At 61.1% G+C, this 22,801-nt stretch carries 19 protein-coding genes, 2 tRNA genes and 1 riboswitch; of the genes, 9 read left to right on the forward strand and 12 right to left on the reverse strand.

Annotation, left to right across the window (positions count from 1 at the left end):
* Positions 1-7 precede the first annotated feature (7 nt).
* Genes cobG through C6Y62_RS12950 form a run of 6 tightly spaced genes read right to left on the reverse strand, consistent with a single transcriptional unit; the run spans position 8 to position 7,149 of the window.
* A complete protein-coding gene (gene cobG, locus C6Y62_RS12925; RefSeq protein ID WP_276510023.1) occupies positions 8-1,282 on the reverse strand; it encodes a precorrin-3B synthase in 1,275 nt (424 codons plus the stop codon).
* Positions 1,282-4,734, reverse strand: coding sequence for a cobaltochelatase subunit CobN (cobN, locus tag C6Y62_RS12930; protein WP_173954252.1), 3,453 nt, complete (start codon positions 4,732-4,734; stop codon positions 1,282-1,284). Before cobN ends, cobG begins: the two co-directional genes overlap by 1 nt.
* 46 nt (positions 4,735-4,780) lie before the next feature.
* Positions 4,781-5,818, reverse strand: a complete 1,038-nt coding sequence (gene cobW, locus C6Y62_RS12935; protein WP_173954253.1) for a cobalamin biosynthesis protein CobW — start codon at positions 5,816-5,818, stop codon at positions 4,781-4,783.
* Positions 5,815-6,213: a DUF1636 family protein gene (locus C6Y62_RS12940; RefSeq protein ID WP_173954254.1), complete on the reverse strand. Its 399-nt coding sequence runs from the start codon at positions 6,211-6,213 to the stop codon at positions 5,815-5,817. Before C6Y62_RS12940 ends, cobW begins: the two co-directional genes overlap by 4 nt.
* On the reverse strand, positions 6,203-6,964 hold the full coding sequence (locus tag C6Y62_RS12945; RefSeq protein ID WP_173954255.1) for a CbtA family protein: 762 nt from the start codon (positions 6,962-6,964) through the stop codon (positions 6,203-6,205). The genes C6Y62_RS12940 and C6Y62_RS12945 overlap by 11 nt, the downstream gene beginning before the upstream one ends.
* A gap of 11 nt (positions 6,965-6,975) precedes the next feature.
* Entirely contained in the window at positions 6,976-7,149 is a 174-nt protein-coding gene (locus C6Y62_RS12950; RefSeq protein ID WP_068463551.1) for a CbtB domain-containing protein, read from the reverse strand.
* 30 nt (positions 7,150-7,179) lie between these two features.
* A riboswitch (cobalamin riboswitch) is annotated at positions 7,180-7,373 on the reverse strand.
* An 86-nt stretch (positions 7,374-7,459) separates the two neighbouring features.
* Here C6Y62_RS12950 and cobO point away from each other — a divergent pair.
* From cobO to C6Y62_RS12970, 4 genes are all read left to right on the forward strand, one after another.
* Positions 7,460-8,071 (forward strand): cob(I)yrinic acid a,c-diamide adenosyltransferase, encoded by a 612-nt coding sequence (cobO, locus tag C6Y62_RS12955; RefSeq protein WP_173954256.1) that lies wholly within the window; start codon positions 7,460-7,462, stop codon positions 8,069-8,071.
* On the forward strand, positions 8,071-9,564 hold the full coding sequence (locus tag C6Y62_RS12960; RefSeq protein WP_173954257.1) for a cobyric acid synthase: 1,494 nt from the start codon (positions 8,071-8,073) through the stop codon (positions 9,562-9,564). The genes cobO and C6Y62_RS12960 overlap by 1 nt, the downstream gene beginning before the upstream one ends.
* A complete protein-coding gene (gene cobF / locus C6Y62_RS12965; protein ID WP_173954258.1) occupies positions 9,561-10,322 on the forward strand; it encodes a precorrin-6A synthase (deacetylating) in 762 nt (253 codons plus the stop codon). The genes C6Y62_RS12960 and cobF overlap by 4 nt, the downstream gene beginning before the upstream one ends.
* Before the next feature lie 242 nt (positions 10,323-10,564).
* Positions 10,565-11,245 (forward strand): N5-glutamine methyltransferase family protein, encoded by a 681-nt coding sequence (locus tag C6Y62_RS12970; protein ID WP_173954259.1) that lies wholly within the window; start codon positions 10,565-10,567, stop codon positions 11,243-11,245.
* Between the two features lie 39 nt (positions 11,246-11,284).
* Here C6Y62_RS12970 and C6Y62_RS12975 read toward each other — a convergent pair.
* Positions 11,285-11,359: transfer RNA gene (locus C6Y62_RS12975), tRNA-Thr, on the reverse strand.
* Positions 11,360-11,665: 306 nt separating this feature from the next.
* Here C6Y62_RS12975 and C6Y62_RS12980 point away from each other — a divergent pair.
* Positions 11,666-12,025 carry a hypothetical protein gene (locus C6Y62_RS12980; protein ID WP_173954260.1) on the forward strand — a complete coding sequence of 120 codons (360 nt, stop codon included), beginning with the start codon at positions 11,666-11,668 and terminating at the stop codon, positions 12,023-12,025.
* Positions 12,026-12,200: 175 nt separating this feature from the next.
* Here C6Y62_RS12980 and rlmB read toward each other — a convergent pair whose 3' ends face one another.
* Positions 12,201-13,031: a 23S rRNA (guanosine(2251)-2'-O)-methyltransferase RlmB gene (gene rlmB, locus C6Y62_RS12985; RefSeq protein WP_068463541.1), complete on the reverse strand. Its 831-nt coding sequence runs from the start codon at positions 13,029-13,031 to the stop codon at positions 12,201-12,203.
* Positions 13,032-13,208: 177 nt separating this feature from the next.
* Between rlmB and C6Y62_RS12990 the strand changes: the two genes are divergently transcribed.
* Positions 13,209-13,293, forward strand: a tRNA-Tyr gene (locus C6Y62_RS12990).
* Between the two features lie 465 nt (positions 13,294-13,758).
* Here C6Y62_RS12990 and C6Y62_RS12995 read toward each other — a convergent pair.
* The 3 genes from C6Y62_RS12995 to pdxR form a co-directional block, all read right to left on the reverse strand.
* Positions 13,759-14,499, reverse strand: coding sequence for a PLP-dependent aminotransferase family protein (locus C6Y62_RS12995; protein WP_173954261.1), 741 nt, complete (start codon positions 14,497-14,499; stop codon positions 13,759-13,761).
* A 157-nt stretch (positions 14,500-14,656) separates the two neighbouring features.
* Entirely contained in the window at positions 14,657-14,959 is a 303-nt protein-coding gene (locus C6Y62_RS13000) for a putative quinol monooxygenase (protein WP_173954262.1), read from the reverse strand.
* 93 nt (positions 14,960-15,052) lie between these two features.
* A complete protein-coding gene (gene pdxR / locus C6Y62_RS13005; RefSeq protein ID WP_173954263.1) occupies positions 15,053-16,543 on the reverse strand; it encodes a MocR-like pyridoxine biosynthesis transcription factor PdxR in 1,491 nt (496 codons plus the stop codon).
* Between the two features lie 119 nt (positions 16,544-16,662).
* On the opposite strand from pdxR, the gene C6Y62_RS13010 reads away from it, so the two are divergent.
* Both C6Y62_RS13010 and C6Y62_RS13015 read left to right on the forward strand, forming a co-directional pair.
* Positions 16,663-17,874, forward strand: coding sequence for a benzoate/H(+) symporter BenE family transporter (locus C6Y62_RS13010; RefSeq protein WP_173954264.1), 1,212 nt, complete (start codon positions 16,663-16,665; stop codon positions 17,872-17,874).
* 107 nt (positions 17,875-17,981) lie between these two features.
* The gene (locus tag C6Y62_RS13015) at positions 17,982-19,178 is read left to right on the forward strand and encodes an aspartate aminotransferase family protein (RefSeq protein WP_173954360.1); all 1,197 of its coding nucleotides are present in this window, start codon (positions 17,982-17,984) and stop codon (positions 19,176-19,178) included.
* Between the two features lie 158 nt (positions 19,179-19,336).
* Here C6Y62_RS13015 and C6Y62_RS13020 read toward each other — a convergent pair whose 3' ends face one another.
* Positions 19,337-20,026 carry a TetR/AcrR family transcriptional regulator gene (locus C6Y62_RS13020; protein ID WP_173954265.1) on the reverse strand — a complete coding sequence of 230 codons (690 nt, stop codon included), beginning with the start codon at positions 20,024-20,026 and terminating at the stop codon, positions 19,337-19,339.
* 578 nt (positions 20,027-20,604) lie between these two features.
* On the opposite strand from C6Y62_RS13020, the gene C6Y62_RS13025 reads away from it, so the two are divergent.
* The gene (locus C6Y62_RS13025) at positions 20,605-22,791 is read left to right on the forward strand and encodes an oxidoreductase (protein ID WP_173954266.1); all 2,187 of its coding nucleotides are present in this window, start codon (positions 20,605-20,607) and stop codon (positions 22,789-22,791) included.
* The last annotated feature ends 10 nt before the right edge of the window (positions 22,792-22,801 follow it).

The following is a 22,801-nucleotide window of genomic DNA, read 5'->3' on the forward strand; positions in this document are numbered from 1 at the left end:
TTCAAACTTAAGCGTGCACCGGCCGTTGGCAGAAGGCGGGCAGCTCGTCCAGATGAATTACCGTGATTGGCATATCACGCGCGGTGCCAGCGCGGACGACGGAAAGGGCACCAGCATTCCCCACCAGCGTCAAATCAGCCGCGGCGGAGCGGGCGCATCCCTTTACGCAGCCGGAAACGTGGCATGAACGCAAGCCAAGCACCGCCATGTGATCCGCAACGGCGCGCGCTACGGCGTGGGTGTCAACCGTGGCGGAGCTGCATTGCGGTGCGCCTGGGCAAGCATCTATCGCAAGAAGCGGGTCGTTGCCATCGCAAATGAAGCCCGCTTCCGTCGCCCCGGCCACAAAGCGTGCGCCGGCGGCCGGATGTGCCACCTTGCCGAACAGCGACCGCCAGGGCGAAACGCGCAAGGATGCAACGCCCGCCTCCGTGGCGCAGGAGGCCAGACGCCGCAGCATGGCCGCCGAAAGCCGCCCGAACGGAGCCGCCACACCTGCGGCGATGACACGCCCCCGTCCGTCGCTCATCACGCCCAGCTGCGGCCGGCTGATTGACCGCAGCGGCAGCACCAGCGGCGTCAGCCCGCAGGCATCTGCAAGTTTCGCAATCGATGTCGCCGGCAGATCCCGCATGCGGCGCTGATCATGCTGCCGGTGCGCCAGAAAACCAGCCGCCAGAGCCACCGCGACGGCCGGTGCGGCGTCAATCTCGGCTGGGCCGAACCAGGCAATCGCACCCGGCGTATCCAGCCCAACCGCAACGCTCGCGCCCGATGTGCCGACAACTGCGCGCAGATGAATGTCCGCCCGCTCGCCATCGAGGGCAGCGACTTCGCCACCACCGTCGATGTTGAACGAGAATTTGGCCGGCAGCGCGTGCAGCTCCGGCGCGCCCGACAGCGCAACCAGTAGACGCTCATGCAACGTGTCCGCGTCGAGCAGGTCGCCCGCACCGCACCCAGTTAGCGGGCCCACCATAATGCTCGGCGTCACCGCTGAGGCATCCGCCGGAATAAGCCCCGCATCGCGCAAGTCCCGTTGCGCGTGCTCCAGGCTTTCCGCCGTCACGCCGCGCAGCTGAATGTTCGCCCGCCGCGTCATATCGATCAGCCCGTTGCCGTACCGCTCGGCGATGTCAGCGATTGCCGCCATATCATCGGCGCGAAAGCCGCCCACGCGCGCGGGCAATCGCAACAGTAGTCCATCGCCGGTTTCCATCGGGCGATAGCTGCTTGGGCACCACCCCCGCACAGTGAAAGAGGCTGGGGTCGGCGCGCCCATCACTGCATCTCCGCCGTTGCCGGCGTGTCCGCCGCGCCAGCGTGCTCCGTACGCAGCAACTCCAGCTCGCCATGCACGGCGTTGCGTCGCGGCACCCAAAGCCCGCGCCGGATCGCATCCAGCAGCCGGTTGGTTATCGCTTCCGCCGCTGCGGGATTAGCCAGCACCACCGCATGCCGCACCGCATCGTCGGCAATGATCGCATCGTGCACGGCCTCGAACAGATGCGAAGGCACGCCGCTGCCCGTCGCCGCGAACGCATAGAGCGCATCCACCGCCTGCGCCATCTCACTCACACCGCGATGGCCATGTTCCAGCATGCCCGCAATCCAGCGCGGATTGGTCAGGCGGCCGCGCACCACGCGCGCGATTTCTTCCGGAATTGTGCGGGCAACCGGCGCGCCCGGCTTGCTGGTGTCGATGTGATAGAGCTGCGGTGCATGGCCTGCCAGTTCGGCCGCCGCCGCAAACCCGCCGACGAAATCCGCCACGCCGTCGCCGTCCAGCAGATCGCGCTCGCGGTCATCCTGCGGGTGCACCAGCGCATCGATGGCGGCAATGCGCGCCATGAATTGCTCGCGCGCTTCGGTGCCGCCCTCATGCGCGCCATAGGCGTGCGATGACGCAGCTAGATACGCTTCTGCAAGCTGCTGGCGCGATGTCCACTCGGTATCGAGCGCCACGTCGGTCGTGCCCGCGCCATAGACATTCGCGCCGCCGCCGAAGATGCGCGCCAGGCTTTCGCCGCGCCGCCGTGCTGCGGCCAGCGGATTGAACTCGTCTTCTTCATCAAGCGCCGCCACGCGCGCCACCGCCATATCCAGCAGTGCGATCTGAGATTGGAAGATGTCGCGGAACAGGCCGGAAATGCGCAACGTCACGTCGATGCGCGGCCGCTCCAGCTTCGCCATCGGCATAATCTCGATGCCGGTCACGCGGTTCGATGCGTGGTCCCATGTCGGTCGCACACCCAGATAGCTCAGTGCCTGCGCGATATCATCGCCGCCTGTACGCAGCGAAGCGGAAGCCCACAGATCAAGCATCACGGCGCGCGGATATTCGCCCTTGTCCTGCAGATGCCGCCGCACAACTTCTTCCGCCGCACGCGTGCCGATCACCGCCGCCGTGCGCGTCGGCACCGCACGCGGATCAATCGTCGTCAGGTTGCGGCCGGTTGGCAGCACGTCGAGGCGTCCGCGTGTTGGTGCACCGGCCGCGCCCGGCGCAACGCGTCGTCCGTCCAGCGCCGCGAGCAGCGCCATGCGTTCCGATGCAGCGCAGGCGCTCAGCAGCTCGCGAATACGCCCCTGCAGCGGTTTCGCAGCGCTCTCTTCCAGGCTGTTGAATGTCGTCTCGGTCAGCGCATCAATGGCGTCGGTGTCAGGCTCGCGGCCGAAAATGTGCAGCCGGTCGCGGATCGCCAGATCCTTGATGTCGCAAAGCTGCGCATCGAGTTTTGCCACCGCCACCTGCGGAGCATCATCGCGCGTCACGCCACAATCGGCCGCCAAGCCTGATCGCCACGCGCGGTCGATGATCTCGGCTTCGATCAGCTTGATGCGCCGCTTATCGAAGCCATCGGCTTCGGCGTATTCCTCCAGCAGGCCTTCCAGCTCCCCCAGTCCGCCATAAAGTCCTGCGCTGCTCAGCGGCGGCGTCAGATGGCCCACCGTCACGGCGGCGATGCGCCGTTTCGCCTGCACAGCCTCGCCGGGATTGTTGACGATGAAGGGATACACCACCGGCAGCGGGCCCAGAACCGCATCCGGGAAGCATGCGTTCGACAACGCCAGCGCTTTGCCCGGCAGCCATTCAAGCGTACCGTGTGTGCCCAGATGCAGCAGCGCATCAATGTTTTCCGTCAGCCGCAGCGCTGCATAGTGCGCAACGTAGCTGTGACGCGGCGGACAGGATGTATCGTGATACCCCTGTTTCCGATCGCCGCGCGAACCGCGATCGGGCTGCAGCACGATCGTTACATTGCCCTGCCGCACACACGGAAAACGGAATGCGCCGTCAATGCAGGCGGGATCGTCAGCCGGATCGCCCCACGCTTCGCGCAGTGCCGCACCAACGGATGCAGGCATGCTCGCAATGTGCGCTCGATACTGATCAAGCGATAGGGTGATGCAGTCAGCCGGCTGCGGCGCGGTCAGGCAATCGATCAGCTTGCCATCGGGCCACGCGTCGACGCCAACTGCATATCTGGCGCCGCGCAGCAGAGCCACGATCTCGCGTGCGCTTTCCGCCGTATCGAGGCCGCAGGCATACCCCGTGCGCCCGCCGCGCGCCGGATAGTCCGACAGCATCACGGCAACGCGGCGCTCAGCCCGTGGCTGCGAGGCGAGTTGCACCCAGTTCGCGGCCAGCGCTGCAACGAATGCAACGCGGTCCGCAACCGGCCGGTGATGCACACCGCCATATTGCAGATCGGGGTCGAGCTCCGCTTCGGCCTTGAATGAAATCGCGCGCGTGAACAGGCGCCCGTCAAGCTCCGGCAGCACCACATTCATCGCCAGATCGCTGGCGCTCAAGCCGCGATCGGAGTCCTGCCACGCTTCTTCGCTCGTGCCTGAAAGCGCCACCTGCAACACCGGACAATCGGCGGCGTCGAGCACCGTCGTGTCGTCGGCGCGCCGGGCGGAGAAGGCTGTGGCGTTGACGATGATCGACGGTCTGCGCTGTGCCATCAGCACCGTCAGTGCGCCTTCCGCCTCGGGGTCTTTAAGGCTGGTCAGCGCAACGCCGAGACAGTCAATTCCGCGAGTATGCAGCTGCGCCATCAGCACTTCGATTGGCGCGGTGTCGCTGGCCAGCAGGCTTGAACGGTAGAACACCACCAGCGCGCTGGCGCCATCACGCGCGGCATAGTCGGCAAGCTGATTGTCGCTGGCGATCGAGCCGTTGGCGTTGATGAAAATGGCGGCGCCAAATGGCTTCGGCGGCACCGCCTCAAGCGCTTCGTTGCGCACAACCGCAGCCGCAAGGCGCAGCGCGTGGCCGACGTTCTCCTTGCCGCCGTGGCGGAAGTAGGCGTCGAACAGCGCCGCTTGACTCTCGGTAACCGTCGACAGCGCGGCCAGTCGCGGATCGGGACGATCATCGCCCGGCAGCGCCACCAGATGCACGCCTTTGCGGCGGCATACTTCGGCCAGTTGCTCGAAGCCGTAGCGCCAGTAATCGAGCCCGCCGAGGCTGCGTACGATGACGATGCGGCTGCCCGTCACCACCTGGTCGATGTAAAGATCGACCGACATCGGATGGCGCAGCCGCTTCAGGCTCGCCAGCCGCAGGCTTGGCAGTGCATCGCGCTCGTCTTTCCACGCTGCAGTCAGCGCCGAAAGATCGCTGTCGCTGAACGACAGCACCACCATGTCGCCAGCCGTCTGGCCGAGATCGACGGCAATGTCGGCCTCGTCCAGGGAAGCGGACTGGGTGGCGAGCAGATGCACTTTACTGTTTCAGGCTCCGGTAACGGCGCTGTGCTGCTGGAGCCGCTCAGGCCCCGGTGACAGCGCGAACGATGGCGTCCTGGTCAAGTCCGTGCTGGCCGATCACCACCAGCCGGCCCTGACGGCTTTCGCCGGGCTTCCACGGACGGTCAAACTGCTGCTGCAGACGCTGACCGACACCCTGAATCAGCAGCCGCATGGGCTTGCCGGTAACTTCGACAAAGCCCTTGGTGCGCAGAATATCATGATCCGCAGTCGCCTGCTTGATCCGCGCCACGATGTCGGCCGGGTCGTTAACCGTCGGCAGGTCGATGATGAACGTGTCGAAGTCGTCGTGGTCGTGCTCTTCCTCGGCGTCGTGGTGCGAGGGCCGGGCGGCGAGGTCGTTCTCGGCCGCCGCCTTGATGCCCAGCAGCACATCGGCATCCAGTTTCGCGCCTTCCGCCGTCACCACCTTCACCGCGCGCGGAATGGCGGCGTTGATCTCGCTGATCACGCGCTGGCGATCGTCATCGTTCAGCAGATCCGCCTTGTTGAGCACAATGAGATCGGCGCACAGCAGCTGATCCTCGTAGACTTCCTCAAGCGGGTTGTCGTGATCGAGCGAAGCGTCTTCCTGCTGCTGTGCCTTCAGCGCTTCGGGATCATCCGCAAAGCGTCCGGCCGCAACGGCCGCGCCGTCCACCACCGTCACCACGCCGTCAACGGTCACGCGCGAGGCGATAGCGGGCCAGTTGAACGCCTGCACCAGCGGCTTCGGCAGCGCCAGCCCGGACGTTTCGATCAGGATGTGCTCCGGCGGCTCGGCCAGTGCCAGCAGGCCTTCCAGCGCCGGCACAAAATCGTCGGCCACCGTGCAGCAGATGCAACCGTTGGAAAGCTCGACGATGCTTTCCTCCTTGCAGCTCTCGATGCCGCAACCCTTCAGGATCTCGCCATCGATGCCGACGTCGCCGAACTCGTTGACGATCACCGCCAGCCGCCGACCGCCCGCATTCTGCAGCACGTGACGCACCAGCGTGGTTTTTCCGGCGCCCAGAAAACCGGTGATGATGGTGCATGGCACCTTGGCAATGTCGGTCATGCTGGCTCCGTTGCGGGGTGTTCAAATCCAAGGGGAGGGGTGCGCGAAATCACACCCTGGCGGAAGCACAGCGGCCGTTCCTTCCAGGGCACGAGCCCGTTTTCCGATTGCTGAAACGCAACCGCGGCGTTGGCGATGTCTTCCAGGTGATCTTCGGCCTTCAGGTCGCCGATGATGTACGTCCACTTGCCATCGGCGGCCAGCGCGATTGTATGCGGACGCTTGCACACAGCCAGGCATTCCACCTGACGGACGGTGATGTTCTCGGCCTTGATGTCAGCCAGCCGCGCGCTCAGCGCATCGGCAAATCCGGCGCCCGGATGCGGGTTTTCCTTCGTCCAGCGCGCATCCGCTGCGCACGTCACGCACACAAACACATCCACATTAGCGCCCATCGGCTTCAGCCTCCGAAGCTGCGCCGATGCGTTGCCAGAACGTGCCGACCAGAAAACCTGTCAGCGCCCACAGCACGGCCTGCACCGCCAGCGACATCGCCGCAAAGCGCGCTGCCAGCTCAGCGGGAACAGCACTTGCGCCGGCCTCGATAGCGGGATGCGGCGCGCCCCACAGATGCGGAGCCAGCAGCACCGGGATTGCCAGCAGCCGCAGCCAGCCGGTCTCGCCGCGCAGCAGCAGCCACAGACCCACCGCGCTCATCGCTGCCGTCATCACCCACCACTGCTGACGGGCGAACAGATCTTCCGCCATCATGCCGGGCAGTTCCGGCGCCAACCCCATCGCCGGAGCGAGGCCAGCGGCCGCGAACGCCGCCGCACCCCAGCCGAGCGCTGTATTCTGCGTGATCCGCTCGCCGCCCAGCAGCATCGCCGCAATCAGAATGAAGGCGAAGCCGGTTGCCGTGCCGATGGTGGCGACACCGGTATAAACCGTGCGCTCCAGCCCATCCTCCGGCGCCCACTCGCTATGTCCATCGCCATCAGCGCCGGACGTCGCATGCGCCAGATACAGCTTCGCGCCGCCGAACGGTGCTTCATGCATCACCGACGCATGCTGATGGCTATGCCCACCCTCGAAGCGTTCGGCATCGATGATAAGCGGTGTGGTGGTGAACGCCTGCAGCAGAGCCACAATAAGCCCCGCGCACAGTCCGGCCAGCAGGCCGACCGCGAAAACGCGCGTGATCATGTCAATTATGCTCAGTGGCAGGGAAAGCTGAGCGAGTGGCGCGTGTCATGTGCAGCGTTATGCAGCACCGAGGAGTGCGCAAATCCGGTCATGAACACCAGGCCGAAGCCGAACACGAGCGCCAGCAGTGCCGCGATGCGAACGTCTGCACGTACCGATGTCGAATGGGTGATTGCCGTAGACATAGTGCCTCCTCAGCCCGCCCACCGGGGCCACTTGAGTTGCTGTTGACGGCAGGTCTCCTGGCTCTCGGTTCACCGCTTGCGACTACCTTCCCGGTTTCCCAGTGGTACGAATGCCGCGTGCTCGCCGATTACAGTTGCGGGGGCAGCTGCGGATTGGTCACGTGTGACGACACCGCATTCCCTTTCAAATCCCCTTGTGGGGAACCGTCTCATGGTCTGATAAGACTACGCGCGAAGCCCCGTCAATGGCAAACCTGTCGCTCAAGCGAGCGCCGCACGCCTTCCGACGCACTATGGAGTAATTGCAGCCATGGCCGCAAAAATCGACGATCCCGAACGCCACAAGTCAAAAATGGCGAACCGCAAGGCCGCGCAGGATGCCGAGGTCGCCGGCAAGACCATCGAAAAAGGGCTGCTGATCGTCCACACCGGCAAGGGCAAGGGTAAATCGACAGCGGCATTTGGCCTTTTGATGCGCGCGCTCGGGCGCGGCTTCAAAACCGGCGTCGTGCAGTTCGGCAAGGGCGCGTGGGACACTGGCGAGCGCCATGCCATCGACCGTTTTCCAGGGCAGGTTTCCTGGCATGCGCTGGGCGAGGGCTTCACCTGGGAAACGCAGGACCGCACGCGCGATGTGGCGGCGGCGGAGCGCGCCTGGGCCAAGGCTGAGGAGCTGATGGCCGATCCGGAGCTGCGCCTGCTCATTCTCGATGAGCTCAACATCGCGCTGCGTTACGATCATCTCGACATCGCCAACGTGGTGGCAACGCTCACCGCGCGGCGGCCGGATCTGCACATCGTCGTCACCGGGCGCAACGCCAAGCCCGAGCTGATCGAAGCCGCTGACCTCGTCACCGAGATGACGCCGGTCAAGCATCACTTCGATGCCGGCGTGAAGGCGCAGGAAGGCATCGAATACTGATGGCCGCCAGGGCCCTCATGTTCCAGGGCACCGGCTCGGATGTCGGCAAGTCGATGCTGGTCGCCGGCATTGCGCGCGCATTGACCCGTCGCGGTCTGCGCGTGCGTCCGTTCAAGCCGCAGAATATGTCCAACAACGCCGCCGTCACCGTCGACGGCGGCGAGATCGGCCGTGCGCAGGCGTTGCAGGCGCGTGCGTGCGGTGTCGCGCCAACCGTGCACATGAACCCTGTGCTGCTGAAGCCGCAGAGCGAAGTCGGCGCGCAGGTCGTGGTGCAGGGGCGCGTCGTCGGCAACAGCAAGGCAGCCGACTATCAGCAACTCAAGCACTCGCTGATGGGCGCGGTGCTGGAAAGCTTCGGTCGCCTCTGTGATGAAGCCGACATCGTGCTTGTTGAAGGCGCGGGCTCGGCGTCGGAAATCAATCTGCGCCGCAACGACATCGCCAACATGGGTTTCGCGCAGGCGGCTAGTGTGCCCGTTGTCCTGATCGGCGATATCGAACGCGGCGGCGTCATCGCCAGCATCGTCGGCACGCAGGTGGTGCTGCCATCGGATGACGCCGACATGATCGCAGGCTTCATCGTCAATCGTTTTCGCGGCGACCCATCGCTGTTCGACGATGGCATGGCATCAATCGCGCAGCGCACCGGCTGGCGCGCGCTGGGGCTGGTGCCGTTTTTCGACGGCGCACGTAATCTTCCCGCTGAAGATGCGCTTGGCCTGGCGGAGCGGGAAGCCAAGCCCGATGCAAAGATCCGCATTGCCGTGCTGGCTTATCCGCGCGTGTCCAACTTCGACGACTTCGATCCGCTGCGGTTGGAGCCGTCCGTTGATCTCATGTTCATCCGGCCCGGCGAAGTCATTCCACCGGATGTAAACCTCGTCATTCTGCCCGGATCGAAAGCAACAATTGCTGACCTCGCCGCGCTGCGCGCAACGGGGTGGGACATCGATCTCAAGGCGCATCTGCGCCGCGGCGGCCGTGTGCTCGGCATTTGCGGCGGCTATCAGATGCTCGGACGCATCGTCTCCGATCCGCTCGGCACCGAAGGCCCGGCGCAAACCTGTGAAGGGCTGGCGCTGCTCGATGTCGATACCGTGCTTACGGGCGACAAGCAGTTGATCGAAGTCGCGGGCAGCCATGTCAGCGGTCCGCGCTTCAACGGCTATGAAATGCATGTCGGCCGTACCGATGGAGCGGATTGTGCGCGCGCGCTGTTGCGCTTCGACGATGGCCGTGCGGATGGCGCTGCCAATGCCGATGGTTCAGTCGAAGGCTGCTACGTGCACGGCCTTTTTGCCGATGACACACAGCGCCGGTTCTGGCTTGAGCGTCTGGGCGTGGCGGCGCACGACGATCGCATGAACTATGAAGCTACGGTCGAAGCCACGCTCGACCAGCTCGCCGAGCATCTTGAACGTTATCTCGACATCGACGCGCTGCTCACGCTGGCGCGCGCGCCACAACTGGAAACAGTAGAACACAAATGACCGACATCTTCGTCATCGGCATCGGAGCGGGGGGCGCCGATCTGCTCACTGTGCAGGCGATTGACGCCCTGCGTGCCACCGATGTTTTCCTCATCTTTGACAAAGGCGAGGAAAAGGCCGAGCTGTCGGAGCTGCGCAAGCAGATATGCGCGCGCTATTGCACCGAGAAGCCCTATCGCTTCGTTGAAATCTCGGTGCCGGAGCGAGATCCGGCGTTACCGTACAAGCAGGCCGTAGCCGTCTGGCACGCCGCCCGCGCGGCGCGGGTGGCCGATGAGATCGCAGCGCTTAAAGCGCGTGGTGAAACCGGTGCGTTCCTGTCGTGGGGAGATCCATCGCTTTACGATAGTATCCTTCGCATCATCGATGGCGTAAGGGCCGATGGCGCGGTTCAGTTCGAACACACTGTCATTCCCGGCATCAGCAGCATCCAGATCCTCACCGCGCGCCATCGCATCGCGCTCAACGCCATCGGCGAGCCGGTGTTGTTCACCACCGGCCGCAAACTGGCTGAACGTTTCCCGGAAGGGCAGGGCAACGTCGTCGTGTTTCTGGATGGTGGCGACGGGCTGGCGTCGTTACGCGGCCGTGCCGGGGAAATCTTCTGGGGTGCTTATCTGGGCACTGCCGATGAGGTCACGCACGCCGGTCCCATCGATACCGTGCTCGATAGCATCCTCGAACAGCGGCAGGCCTGCCGTGCGCGTAAGGGCTGGATCATGGACGTCTATCTCATCCGCCCGCCACAGCCCGCCTGACAATCACCGGCGGCCGGCTCCGCGTAGCGGGGGCGCCAGCGCAAAAAGAGGTGCACCAAACAGCGCTGGCGGCCGGCTGACCGGAGGGCAGTCGCCAGCGCCGAATAAAGCACGCGGCCGCGCATAAATCATAATTACCTAAAATTTAACGCGGTTTGCGTTGAACGCGTAAAACACTCATTGCCGCACATTGATTATGGCTATTAACGCATTTCTTAACGCTGCGGGGCGGGGAGTTAATTATGCAATTTTATGCGCCGATCTCGACCGAAGTAAACGAGACCGTCAGCTTCCTCGGCATCGATCTGGATCTGACCGGTTGCGTGCTGCGCCCGCGCGAAGAGACCGAGCTTCTGGCCCGCGCTGCGATTGAAAAAATCACGCAAGATCAAGGCGCTCCGCTCTGCATCGATATGTGCTGCGGCGCTGGAAATATCGCCATCGCGCTGGCGCGCCATCATCAGAATGCCCGGATTTGGGCCTGTGATCTCACCGACGACGCCGTCGCAACATCGCGCCACAACGTCCGCCGTCATGACCTGATCCAGCGCGTCGCGGTGCTGCAGGGCGACCTGTTTGCCCCGCTTGCTGACGCTGAACTCTCCGGTGCGGTTGATCTGATTGTCGCTAATCCGCCTTATATTTCAACGTCTAGGCTGCTGGGGGGCGATCGCGCCGAGCTGCTGGAAAACGAGCCGCGGGAGGCCTTCGATGGCGGCCCATACGGCGTCTCGCTGCACATGCGCATCATCAAGGAAGCACCCGCGTTCCTGCGGTCGGGCGGTTGGCTCGGCTTTGAATTTGGCCTCGGTCAGGACAGGCAAATCGCGGCGCTGCTGAAGCGCGCGAAGGTGTTCGCTGATCCGGTCTGGCACCACGACGGAGCAGGCGACGCCCGCGCGGTTATGGTCCAGAAGCTATGATGCTAAGAGACTGAAAAGTCGGAAAAATATTGTCTGGAATGGTGCCGGCTGAGGGATTTGAACCCCCGACCTTCGGTTTACAAAACCGCTGCACTACCACTGTGCTAAGCCGGCCCGATCAACGGGGCTGCCTTATAGCGCGCGTCCGGCAAAGGCGCCAGTGGTTCACGACGCAAATCAGGTCCGTTTTACCTGCGGTCAAATCGCTTCCGGCAACGGCCACTTGGCCGCCGCCCGCGCACGTCTGCCCCTGACCAGCTAGCGCCGGGAAAAAATTTTAGCCTCACATCGGCACATTCGCCCCGCTCCGATGCGGCGGTTAGCGCTTCATTATCCTTGTTTTGCCATGCTCCCCCTCAGTTGCGTGAGTTTTGCGGAAGCGTTCTCTCCGCGCGTTGAATGTCAGTTGAGGTAATGCGCATGCGTTTCACCCACTTGCTGGCGGCTGTCAGCGTTGCCACCACGTTTGGCATCGCCGCTGCCGTCCCCGCCGAAGCTCACGGACGTTGCCGTGCTCCGGGCGGGTTCTGTGGCCCCCAACCGGTCAGCCACTTCATCTATTATCCGCGCTATTCCAACGTCTACCAGTGGGCGACTCTGGCGCCCTATCCAGGTGCGTATGCCTACATGCCGCGCGGGTACTACAGCCGTTACTATCGTCCCTATGGCCAGTATGCCCGCCGTTATTGGGCACCCCGCCGTGCCCGCGCTCCGGTTTATGTCGCTGCGCCCGTAGCGGCTCCGGCGGCTGACTGTTGCGACGGTGGCTATCTGAAGTAGGAGCCTGGCGCCGTCCCCCTCACGGTGTGCAGTCAACTCCAGCAACGGCGTGAATGATAACCCGGTGCGAAGCTGTTGCGGTGTTGAGTTTTAGGCCCTGCAAAGGGCGGCTGGATCAATCATCCGGCCGCCCTTTCGCTTTTCCGCAGTCGCCCCGCCAATTTGTGTAACCGGTTCAGCTCTGAGCGCGCTTCCACGCAGCGTGGTGCAGGGCGATGGCGGCAGCGTTGGATACGTTGAGGCTGGCGATTGGGCCAGAAGTGCTGATCTTCACCAGCCGCTCGCAGCTTTTCCGTGTGAGCTCGCGCAGGCCTTTGCCCTCGGCGCCGAGAACCAGCGCCACACGGCCTGCAAACGTTTCATCCTCAATCTTCGCGTCTGATGTACCTTCGAGGCCCAGCGTCAGGCAGCCTTGTTCTTTCAGTTCATCGATGGTGCGAGCCAGGTTCTGGACGAGAGCCACCGGTACCAGTTCAAGCGCGCCTGAAGCGGATTTTGCCAGCGTGCCATCCAGCGGCGCACTGTGCCGCCGCGTCATCACCAGCCCGCCGGCGCCAAACACAGCCGCAGAGCGCAGGATGGCGCCGACATTGTGGGGATCGGTAACCTGATCCAGCACCAGCAGCGGCCCCGTGTCGGCCTGTTCCAGCAGATCCTGCAGCGAAAGATCGGGCAGGGGCTCCGTCTCCAGCAGCACGCCCTGATGCACCGTGTCCGGGCCCAGTAGTCGATCAAGGTCGCGCGGCGTAACCCGCTCCGGTGATACCGACCTTGCGCCTACAGCCTCGGCCAGCCGGTGTTCGGCATTCTCCGTCATCAGCAGGCGCTGAACCCGCCGCTTGGGGTTGTTCAGTGCCGCTTCGACGGCGTGGACGCCAAACAGCCAGACACGGCCGTCCTCGGCCGCCGAGGGGCGATTCTGTCCGGTTGTTGCGCGCGGGCGTTGGTCGCCACGACGCTGGAACGGTCGTTTGCCGCCCTTGGGGCGGTAGGAGGGCTGCTTCATTGGAAGAAAATATGCCTGAAATGGGGGCTGGAGCGTAACTCGTGACAAAGGATGCGCATCCTGCCGCTTTTCCATTTGACATCCAAGGGCCTGATGCCGATAAACCCCTCGCCCTGCCGCCCTTCGCGCGGGGCACTTTCATTTCGAGCGGCAAGGCAGTTTGAAATGAATTGGTCAGGAGGGGTGCCCGAGTGGCTAAAGGGGACGGACTGTAAATCCGTTGGCTTCGCCTACGCTGGTTCGAATCCAGCCCCCTCCACCATACCTTCTCGCCTCTGGCGTTGAAATTACTGGATATAATGGTCCAGGTTACTCCCTTTCCCCCTTTGCTGCGCCGTTCTGTGGAACATTTGGTCTGCTGAAAGGGAGCAGATTTGAATGTTGGGAAGATTGCGTTTCCGTCGAAGCGGGATGGGTACTGGGTGCTGCTGCGGAGGGGTCCAAAGCGATTCCAGTCTATCGAAAAGCGTCAGAAGGTCTGCCTGTCGACTGGCATCAGGGTAGTGGACGACCCCCGGGCCTTAGAGGCTAAGGATGTCGTCTGGCAATAGGATGATGACCTGCATCTGTGCTGGGAGCAGATGTTGTCAGGTGATCTCGTTGAGGGCGAGCAGCGTTACAACCGTGCCTTTACACTCGTCAGATCAGCACGTTCGAAGCATGCGTTCTCGATTAAAGGCGGGAACGCAGGCAAGCATTCAGGCCAGCGTAGAAGTCGAGCTCTTGATCAGCACGGTAGTGGTAGTACGGAGCACTTCGTGAGGCGCCGTAATTGGTCTCTAATTTCAACGCGGTTCGCGTCGAACGTTCCCGTTCGCACAGCATTTAGCGTCGCGAGGATTGCGTCCGCTATCTTTCGATATTCCTGGGTGCCGAACGTCCGACAAGTACCGGAAGCGGTGGGGAAGCGTATGCCAGAGGTGATCACGGGATTATCGTGATCGCGTGGGGCTAGGTTTCTGTCGAGGGCGATGCCTACTGACGCCAGAGCTGTTTGCGCCGTGCTTGCCGTTGCACCCATCTGCCGTAGATCGACGACGGTCAGATGATGATCATTGCCGCAGGTGGTGATTGCAACGTCGCTATCGGCAAGCGTTTGCGCGAAAATGAAGGAACGCTCCGCTAGGCGCCGTATGTATGTCTTAAGCGCGGGATCTGGCACCGGGCCAGACATCATGGCCTTGAATGCTGTAACCTGAATAAGCGGCTCGCATAGCGGGGCGGAAAAGACAGCAGTCTTGATTGCGCTGGCGATATTTGCGTCTTTGCTTTTTCTCAGGATAAGAGCGTCGTGTCGACTGCGCAGCATGGTCTCAGCGGTACAGGCGACGATATCGATCAGATCAAAGCAAGTTCTGTGGCGCTCTCGATTGTCGGCAACAGCGCTGTCGGCAACCGGATGGTGGGCGCTGCCAATCCATTCTTCCGAAAAGTGCTTGTTCGGGTCTGCGGCCGGCGATGTTGCCATCGCAGTTCTCCTTCAGGATTCCGACTGAGCGCATCGCATGGCGATATGCCGTGTGCGTTCTGTCGGTCCCTATCAGAAAGTGCGCTGCTTGATCCCTGCCAATTCAGTGGGGGCGACCAGACCTTTGATCGAGCGCAATGGCCAGGCGGGCGCATGACTATGTATCAGCGCCGGTATTGAAACGGTCCATCAGGATGAAGGTCCCATCCTGTCGCTGATGCGCGTTTATGAGTGGTACGAGACGACGAAAGTGATCACTGGCGCAATGGATGTCCAGTGCCGCCCTGTCGGGCCACTCCTCGATGAAGATGAAGTGCCCCGCATCCTTCTGGTTCTCAAAGAGGTCATAGGCGATGCAAAGCGGTTCGCGCTGCGTCAGCTCTACAAGCTCGCGGTACAGTGGGCGGACAATCTCAAGGGCGTCCGGGCGGATGAAATCCTGTGCGATGACTTTCAGCATGTTTGTTCTTTCACCTGATCGAGTTGGCGTAACTCGTTGCTCTGATGTGTCAGGCATCTCCGAAGCGTTTGGTCGATATTGCCGACTACCGGATCACTTCCGTTTTTCTCGCTGAAGCGTAGTTGCCAGCTTCTTGACCGCGACCTCAAGTTCCTCAGGCGTATATGCGGCGAAGCCCATCAGGAATCCGGCCTTGCCTTTGCGGTCAGCATGCAGAGCTGACAGACCCAGCAACTCGATGCCGACGCGGCGCGCGGCGTCGATGACAGAGCGCTCGGAGATGTCGCAGATAAACTCGCAGGACATCTGCAAGCCGCCGATGGGAACCTGCGGCGTGACAAACTCCCCAAGATGTTTGACGACAAGCTTGGTCAGCACATCGAGGCGCTGTGCATAGATGCCGCGCATTGTGCGGACATGCGCTCCGAAATGGCCACCCTCCACGAACCGTGCCAGCGTCAGTTGCGCGATTGATGCTGTATGTCCATCGAGCAGTGTACGGGCGATCGTTATCGGCTTCACGAGTTCTTGCGGTAGCACCGCGTATCCGATCCGCAGGCCGGGAAACAGCGATTTGGTGAAGGTGCCGATGTAAATGGTCCGATCGCGGTGATCGAGGCCCTGCACGCAGGCAGTGGGTTTGCCCGCATAATGAAATTCGCTGTCGTAATCGTCTTCAATGATCCAGGCTTGGTTTCGCGCGGCCCAATCGATCAACGCTAAACGACGATCCAGGGAGAGCGTAGCGCCGGTGGGAAACTGGTGCGAAGGCGTGAGGTAGATGGCCTTGGCGCGGCGCGGGTCGCTCAATATCGAGTCTACCATGACTCCCTGACGATCCACGCTGACCGGAATGCATTCCAGACCGGCAGCATCAAATGCATTGCGTGCGCCATAATAGGCGGGATCTTCGATAAATATCCGCTCGCCCGGGTCGAGCAGCATGCTTGCGCACAGCATCATCGCCTGTTGTGAACTGGTGAGCACGAGTACGCGGTCAGCGCTGGCGCGCGCTCCGCGTTCGAGGTTCACATAATCGGCGATGGCCTGACGTAGCGGCTCTGCACCCTGGGGACTGCTATGCAGCAGCGCCTGAGTGCCAACCTCTTTCAACACCTGCCGCTGCATCCGCTCCCACAGCGAAAGCGGAAAGCTGCGTGTATCAGGAACACCAGGAGCGAATGGACGGGGTGTCAGCAGCTCGCACACGCCGCCGCTTTGGAACATCGCAGCACCGCGCTTGCTCAGACTTGGCGCCCGGTTGGCATGACGCACATCACGCTTGGCGCGTTGGTAGCGGGGCAAAAACTCGGATATCTCCGCCACGAAGCTTCCGCTCCCGACGCGCCTGTCTATGAAGCCTTCGGCGTGAAGCTGGGCATACGAGGATTCTATCGTATCCCGAGATACGCCGAGAGATTTTGCGAGTGCGCGCGAAGCCGGCAACGGCTTTCCTGAGCTGAGAGCTCCGTCGAGGATCAGTTGCCGTATGGCGCGCTGTATCCGGGCATGCATCGGGATACCCGCGTTTGCGGGATGAGACAGTGATGCCTTTACGGATTCGAGCTGGGAGTGCTTGAACAAGTGGTCTGACCATTATCGTCAAATTGGCATGGAATTACAGACCAATGGTCGGCTAGATGTCAAGCGGTGTTGGCGGCATCGTGGTCCGCCTTTTGGTGCATTCCCAGAAACTCACAAGCATGTCTGCAGAACCGTTGCCGTCATCTATTCGCCTGAACGATCTCACCCATCCCATCGTGGCCGGGATTATTTCCGTCATCGTCAACTATGGCGGGACGTTCATTCTCGTCTTCCAGGCGGCCCGCGTGGCCGGCCTCAGCCCGGAGCTGACCGCATCGTGGGTGTGGTCGGTATCGGTTGGTGTTGGCCTGACCGGCCTGTTGCTCACAGTGCGTTACCGCGAGCCGATCATCACCGCGTGGTCGACACCCGGCGCTGCTTTTCTGGTGACGGCGCTTGTCACCACAACTTATGCCGAGGCGATCGGGGCCTATCTGGTATCAGCGTTGGCTTTTGTGCTGCTCGGATTGTCGGGCTATTTTGAGAGAGTCATCCGCATGATCCCGCCAGGTATCGCGTCGGGTTTGCTCGCGGGCATTCTACTTCAATTCGGCATCGGGGCATTTGGCGGGGCAAGCGTTGATCCCGTTCTCGTCAGCATACTCATTCTTGCCTACGTGGTGCTGAAGCGCATTTCAGCGCGATATGCCGTGGTTGGCATATTGCTGATCGGCGTCGCTTATCTCGTCGCGCTGGATCGCGTTGATCTGTTCGGTCTGCAATTGAAGTTCGCTACGCCGATCTTCACGATGCCGGAATTCACGCTGAACGCGACGCTGAGTGTTGCGCTGCCGCTGTTTCTCATCACGCTCACGGGTCAGTACATGCCTGGGATGCTGGTGCTGCGGAATGATGGCTTCAAGACAAACGCCAATCCCATCGTGACGGTAACGGGCCTCGGTTCCCTCATCATGGCCCCGTTCGGTTCACACGCCTTCAATGTCGCCGCGATAACCGCTGCTATCGCGACGGGCCGTGAAGCACATGAAGATCCGTCCAAGCGTTGGATCGCGGGCATTGCCGCGGGTTGCTTCTATGTGCTCGTTGGCGTGTTTGGTGTGACGCTCGCGACGGTCTTCATGGCATTTCCAGCCACGTTCATCACCACGCTGGCGGGGCTTGCGCTGCTCAGCACGATTGGCGGAAGTCTCGCCAGCGCCATGGCTGATCCATCGTCACGCGAGGCAGCGCTTATCACCTTCCTGGCGTCGGCTGCCAACATCAACATGCTCGGTATCGGCGGCGCGTTCTGGGGGCTGGTGATCGGGTTAGGCGCCTACATGATCCTGAACGGGCGAATGCCTGCCAAGTGGACCGCAACGGTTTCCTAGTCGAACAACAAATGCGCCGCTGTGGTGGAGATATCTTGCTATATGCACCACGGGCGCCGAACCCGCAATGCAGATGCCAGTGCGATAGACGCTGGTGGAGAATTGAAATGACATCCGCCCTGCTGCCGATTTTCCAGCCTGCGCCCATGCTATTTGAGCACGGAGATGGCGCCTGGCTTACGACGATCGAAGGTGACCGCTATCTGGATTTTGGCGCAGGCATTGCCGTGAATGCCTTGGGCTATTCGCATCCCCACGTCGTTGCGGCGCTGGAGAGGCAGGGTCGAAAGCTATGGCATCTGTCGAATGTCTATCGCATCGCCGGTGCCGAACGCCTTGCAGAGCGGCTGACAGAAGCATGCTTTGCCGATGTTGCCTTCTTTGCCAATTCAGGCGCGGAAGCTAACGAATGCGCGATCAAAATCGCGCGCCGTAATCAGCATGCATGCGGTAAACCCGAGCGGTGGCGGATCATCACCTTCGCAGGCGCTTTCCATGGTCGGACGCTGGCCACCATGGCAGCGGGCGGCAACAGAAAATACCTCGACGGTTTCGGCCCGGCTGTTGATGGCTTCGATCTTTGTCCGCTTGAAGACATTGCTGCCGTTCGTAACGCCGTTGGTGCGCAGACGGCGGCAATAATGATCGAGCCATTGCAGGGTGAAGGTGGCATTCGGCAGGTGAGTGTCCAGTTTTTGCGCCAGCTTCGCGAACTTTGTGATGAGCAAGGGCTGCTGCTGATTTTTGACGAAATCCAATGCGGGTTGGGACGCACGGGTTATCTGTTTGCACATCAGGAGGCGGAGGTTGCGCCGGACATCATGACCCTGGCCAAAGGACTGGGTGGCGGCTTTCCAATTGGCGCATGCCTTGCCACGCGGCATGCAGGAGAAGGCATGACACCCGGCAGTCACGGCTCAACCTTTGGCGGCAATCCGCTTGCAGTCGCGGTGGCGAACGCCGTGCTCGACATTGTGCAAAGTGATGAATTTCTAGCTGAGGTGCGGCGCAAAGGTGATCTTATGCGCGCTGAGCTCGCGGCCGTAGCAAGCCGCTTCCCGAACATGGTCGTTGAAATTCGCGGCCGCGGTATGATGCTTGGTATCAAATGCGCCTTGCCTGCGCCGCAGATTGCCGAAGCGCTTCGGGTGCATGGCAAAGTGCTGACGATCCCAGCAAGTGACGACGTTACTCGCATCTTGCCGCCGTTGATCGTCACCGATGGAGAAATCCGGCAGTTTGCGGAGCGTCTGCAACTTGCGCTGGGTGCAGTCGTGGGCAATGCGGCGCTTAAGGCCGGTTGACGCTGGGGAATGCGCGTGCGGGAAGCTGCAGTGCTGTTCATCGATGCGCTGTGTAACGGTTGCGATTTGAGTTTGGCGTCAGCCTCTGTGTCGAGCTGCAATGACTGCCGTTGAACTGCAATGCAGCATCAGCGGCGAGCATCGCAGCATCCGGCTGGTCAGGGCCAGGAGGCGAGGCGCATCGCTTCAGCCATACACTCGTCGTCGACGTCATCGGTGACGTATGCTGAATTGATGTTGAGGTGGATCATGATGCCTTCGACGAGAAATGCGATCAGGACCGCGCGCTTCTTCCGGATGGCTTCCGGCATTTCCGGGCTGATCTCCGCGATTACGGTTTCAAAGCGCTGGCAGTATTTCGCGTAAAGATCTGCCAGGAGCTCAGCCGCGAAATGATCGTGGCGTGACACAGCCCACAATTCAAAAAACAACCTGTTGATCGAACGTTCCCGGATGTTGATCATCAAGAAACGGATCATTTCCTGTAGCCGGCATTTGGGATCAAGTGATTGCGCCACCGCAATCATGTCATAGCGCTGATCGTAAGTTGAAAAGATTATTTGCAGAAGATCCTTCATCAGATCTTCCCGCGTTGGATAGTAATATTGCAGGTTTCCCAGGCGCATGCCTGCCGCCCGCGCAACCTCGCGCAGGGTAAGATTGTTATAGCCCTTCTCTATGAGCACGAGGCGTGAAGCCTCAAGAATCTGCAAAGTGGCTTCTTTGCCTTTTTGCGTTAGATTCCGTCCGGCAGTGTGCGTATTGAAAAAATAATCGGCGCTTATCGTTAGGCTGAATTCATCTGTTGATTCATCTGTTTCAGAATTATCAATTTCTGGTTTTGTCATTTCGAGTGTTTCTCTCAGCCTGATCGGCCCGCAGCGGATTTGAGCGGACGGGCGCCAATGGCGCCGAACGAATTACTTAATTCCAGACGACCGGAACGGTGCGATACCGGCGTTTTGTCGCTGTGAGGCCCGAACTATCTAGGAATGATAGCCCCCGATCCGGCCACACGGCTGTGCCGGGCTGTGGCGTGATCATGGGGGGCTGGGGCCCCTCTAGGCCGTCCAAAACTCCTCCTACCAAAGATGTTCGCAACCGCGAACTTACCTGCTTGACTAGTTTAGGTCGCGCGACCTAGTTTGAATTAATAAAAACTACGAAACCGGAGGAAGCACCAAGCATGAAGGGAACGCTGCGATAGACCAGCGCGTGAGTTCGATCACAGGCACTTTGCTTTGGTGATCGGCCACGTCTGCATATGAAACTGATACGGGAATTCGCCGGGAAAAGCAGCGCTTTTTCCGAACGGGAGCCTGTTTGCAAAAAAACAATATAGCTCATTGGCCTGCCTCTTCGTGAGGGGGAACGGGTGCCCTTGTTCCTTATCTGGTCTGAGCATGTTTCGACTGGGGAAACGCTCATGGACTCGAAGTATGCGACGTTGTTCGAGCCGATTAAAATCGGTCCCAAAACGCTGAAGAACCGTTTTTATCAGGTGCCGCACTGCATCGGCGCCGGTAGCGATAAGCCTGGATTTCAGGCAGCCCATCGCTCAATGAAAGCTGAAGGCGGCTGGGGCGGCATCAATACGGAATATTGCTCCATTCATCCCGAATCCGACGACACGAACCGTGTTTCCGCACGGATCTGGGATGAGGGCGACGTTCGCAATCTCAAAGCTATGACAGATGAGGTGCACAAATACGGCGCGCTGGTTGGTGTTGAGCTGTGGTACGGCGGTCCGCACGCGCCGTGTCTGGAAAGTCGGCAAACTCCGCGCGGTCCGAGCCAGTACGCTTCGGACTTCGAGACCCAATCCTATTGCAAGGAGATGGATCTCGACGACATCAAGATGGTGCAGCAGTTTTATGTTGATGCAGCATTGCGCGCACGCGATGCCGGGTTTGACATCGTTTATGTGTACGGCGCCCACGCGTATCTGCCGCTGCAGTTCCTTTCGCCATTCTACAACAAGCGTACCGACGGTTATGGCGGGTCGCTGGAAAATCGCGCCCGTTTCTGGCTCGAAACCCTGGAGAAGGTCCGCGGTGCCGTAGGCAGCGACTGCGCCATCGCAACGCGCTTTGCGGTGGATTCGCTCAGCGGGCAGGAGGGCATTCAGGTCGAAGATGATGGCATGCGCTTCGTCGAACTAGCCGATCCGCTGGTTGATGTCTGGGACGTCAACGTCGGTGTGATCGCGGAATGGGGCGAGGATGCCGGTCCGTCGCGCTTCCATCGCATGGGTCATCAGTTGCCCTGGCAGCGCTTCATCAAGCTCGTGTCGAAAAAGCCGGTGCTTGGAGTCGGGCGCTTCACCGATCCGGAAAAGATGGTGGAGGTGATCCGGGCAGGCCAGCTCGACATCATAGGCGCCGCGCGTCCGTCGATTGCAGATCCGTTTCTGCCCAACAAGATCAAGGAAGGACGCGTCGACGATATTCGTACGTGCATCGGCTGCAACGTCTGCATATCGCGATGGGAAATTGGCGGGCCGCCCATGGTGTGCACGCAGAACGCAACGGCCGGTGAAGAGTATCGCCGCGGTTGGCATCCTGAAAAGTTTGAACCGAAGAAATCAGATGACACCATTCTTGTCGTCGGTGCTGGCCCGTCGGGTTCGGAATGCGCGCGCGTTCTGATGGAGCGTGGATACACGGTTCATCTTGTTGATCAGGCCGACAAGATTGGCGGTTACGTCAATAACGTTGCATCCCTGCCTGGACTGGGCGAGTGGGGATATCACCGCGATTATCGCGAGACGCAGCTCAACAAGCTGGTGAAAAAGAATCGCGACTCACAGATCGCTCTTGGTGCAAAGCCGCTGGATGTTGATGGCATTCTGGGGTACGGCGCCGACAAGGTCGTCATTGCAACCGGTGCCCATTGGAACCGTGACGGCAACAGTGCACTGACCCATGCACCAATTCCCGGCATCAATGCTGATCTGCCTTATATGGTAACGCCTGAGCAGATATTTGCAGGCAGCAAGCCGATCGGAAAACGTGTTCTGATCCTCAACGCTGATCCGTATTACATGGCGCCGAGCCTGGCGCACAAACTTGCGGAAGCTGGCCATGAGGTGAAGGTTGCTACGGGTGTAGACCTTGGCCGGTACATGCACTTCACGCTCGAGTATCCGAATATCCGTCGCCTCTTCAACGAACTCAACATCGAGATCATCAGCGATGTTTGGGCTTCGCGCGCAGAGGAAGGCCGCATTGAGCTGTATGACGTTTGGGGCGATGGCCACAAGATTCAGTTCAACGGTGTTGGGCAAAGTCCGCGCACGGAAAACAGAACCCACAAATGGCATGAATTCGACACGCTTGTTCTCGTAACGGGTCGGTCATCGAATGTGTCGCTGTTCCGCGGCATCAAGGAACGCCAGAGCGAGTGGGCGTCCAACGACATCAAAGGTGTCTACCTGATCGGTGACGCCCTGGCGCCGAAACTGATTGCCGACGCTACTTTCGATGGACACCGGATTGCGCGCGAGATTGAGGAAGCGAACCCTCAGTATCCGCAGCCCTATCGCCGCGAGGTTGCGGTGTGGGGTGTTGCGCACATGCCGGGCGCGACATCCGAAATCCGCTATCGGCTGTAAGCCGCAGCGT

This window comes from Hyphomicrobium sulfonivorans (genome assembly GCF_013306565.1).
GTDB classification, from domain to species: Bacteria; Pseudomonadota; Alphaproteobacteria; order Rhizobiales; family Hyphomicrobiaceae; genus Hyphomicrobium_A; species Hyphomicrobium_A sulfonivorans.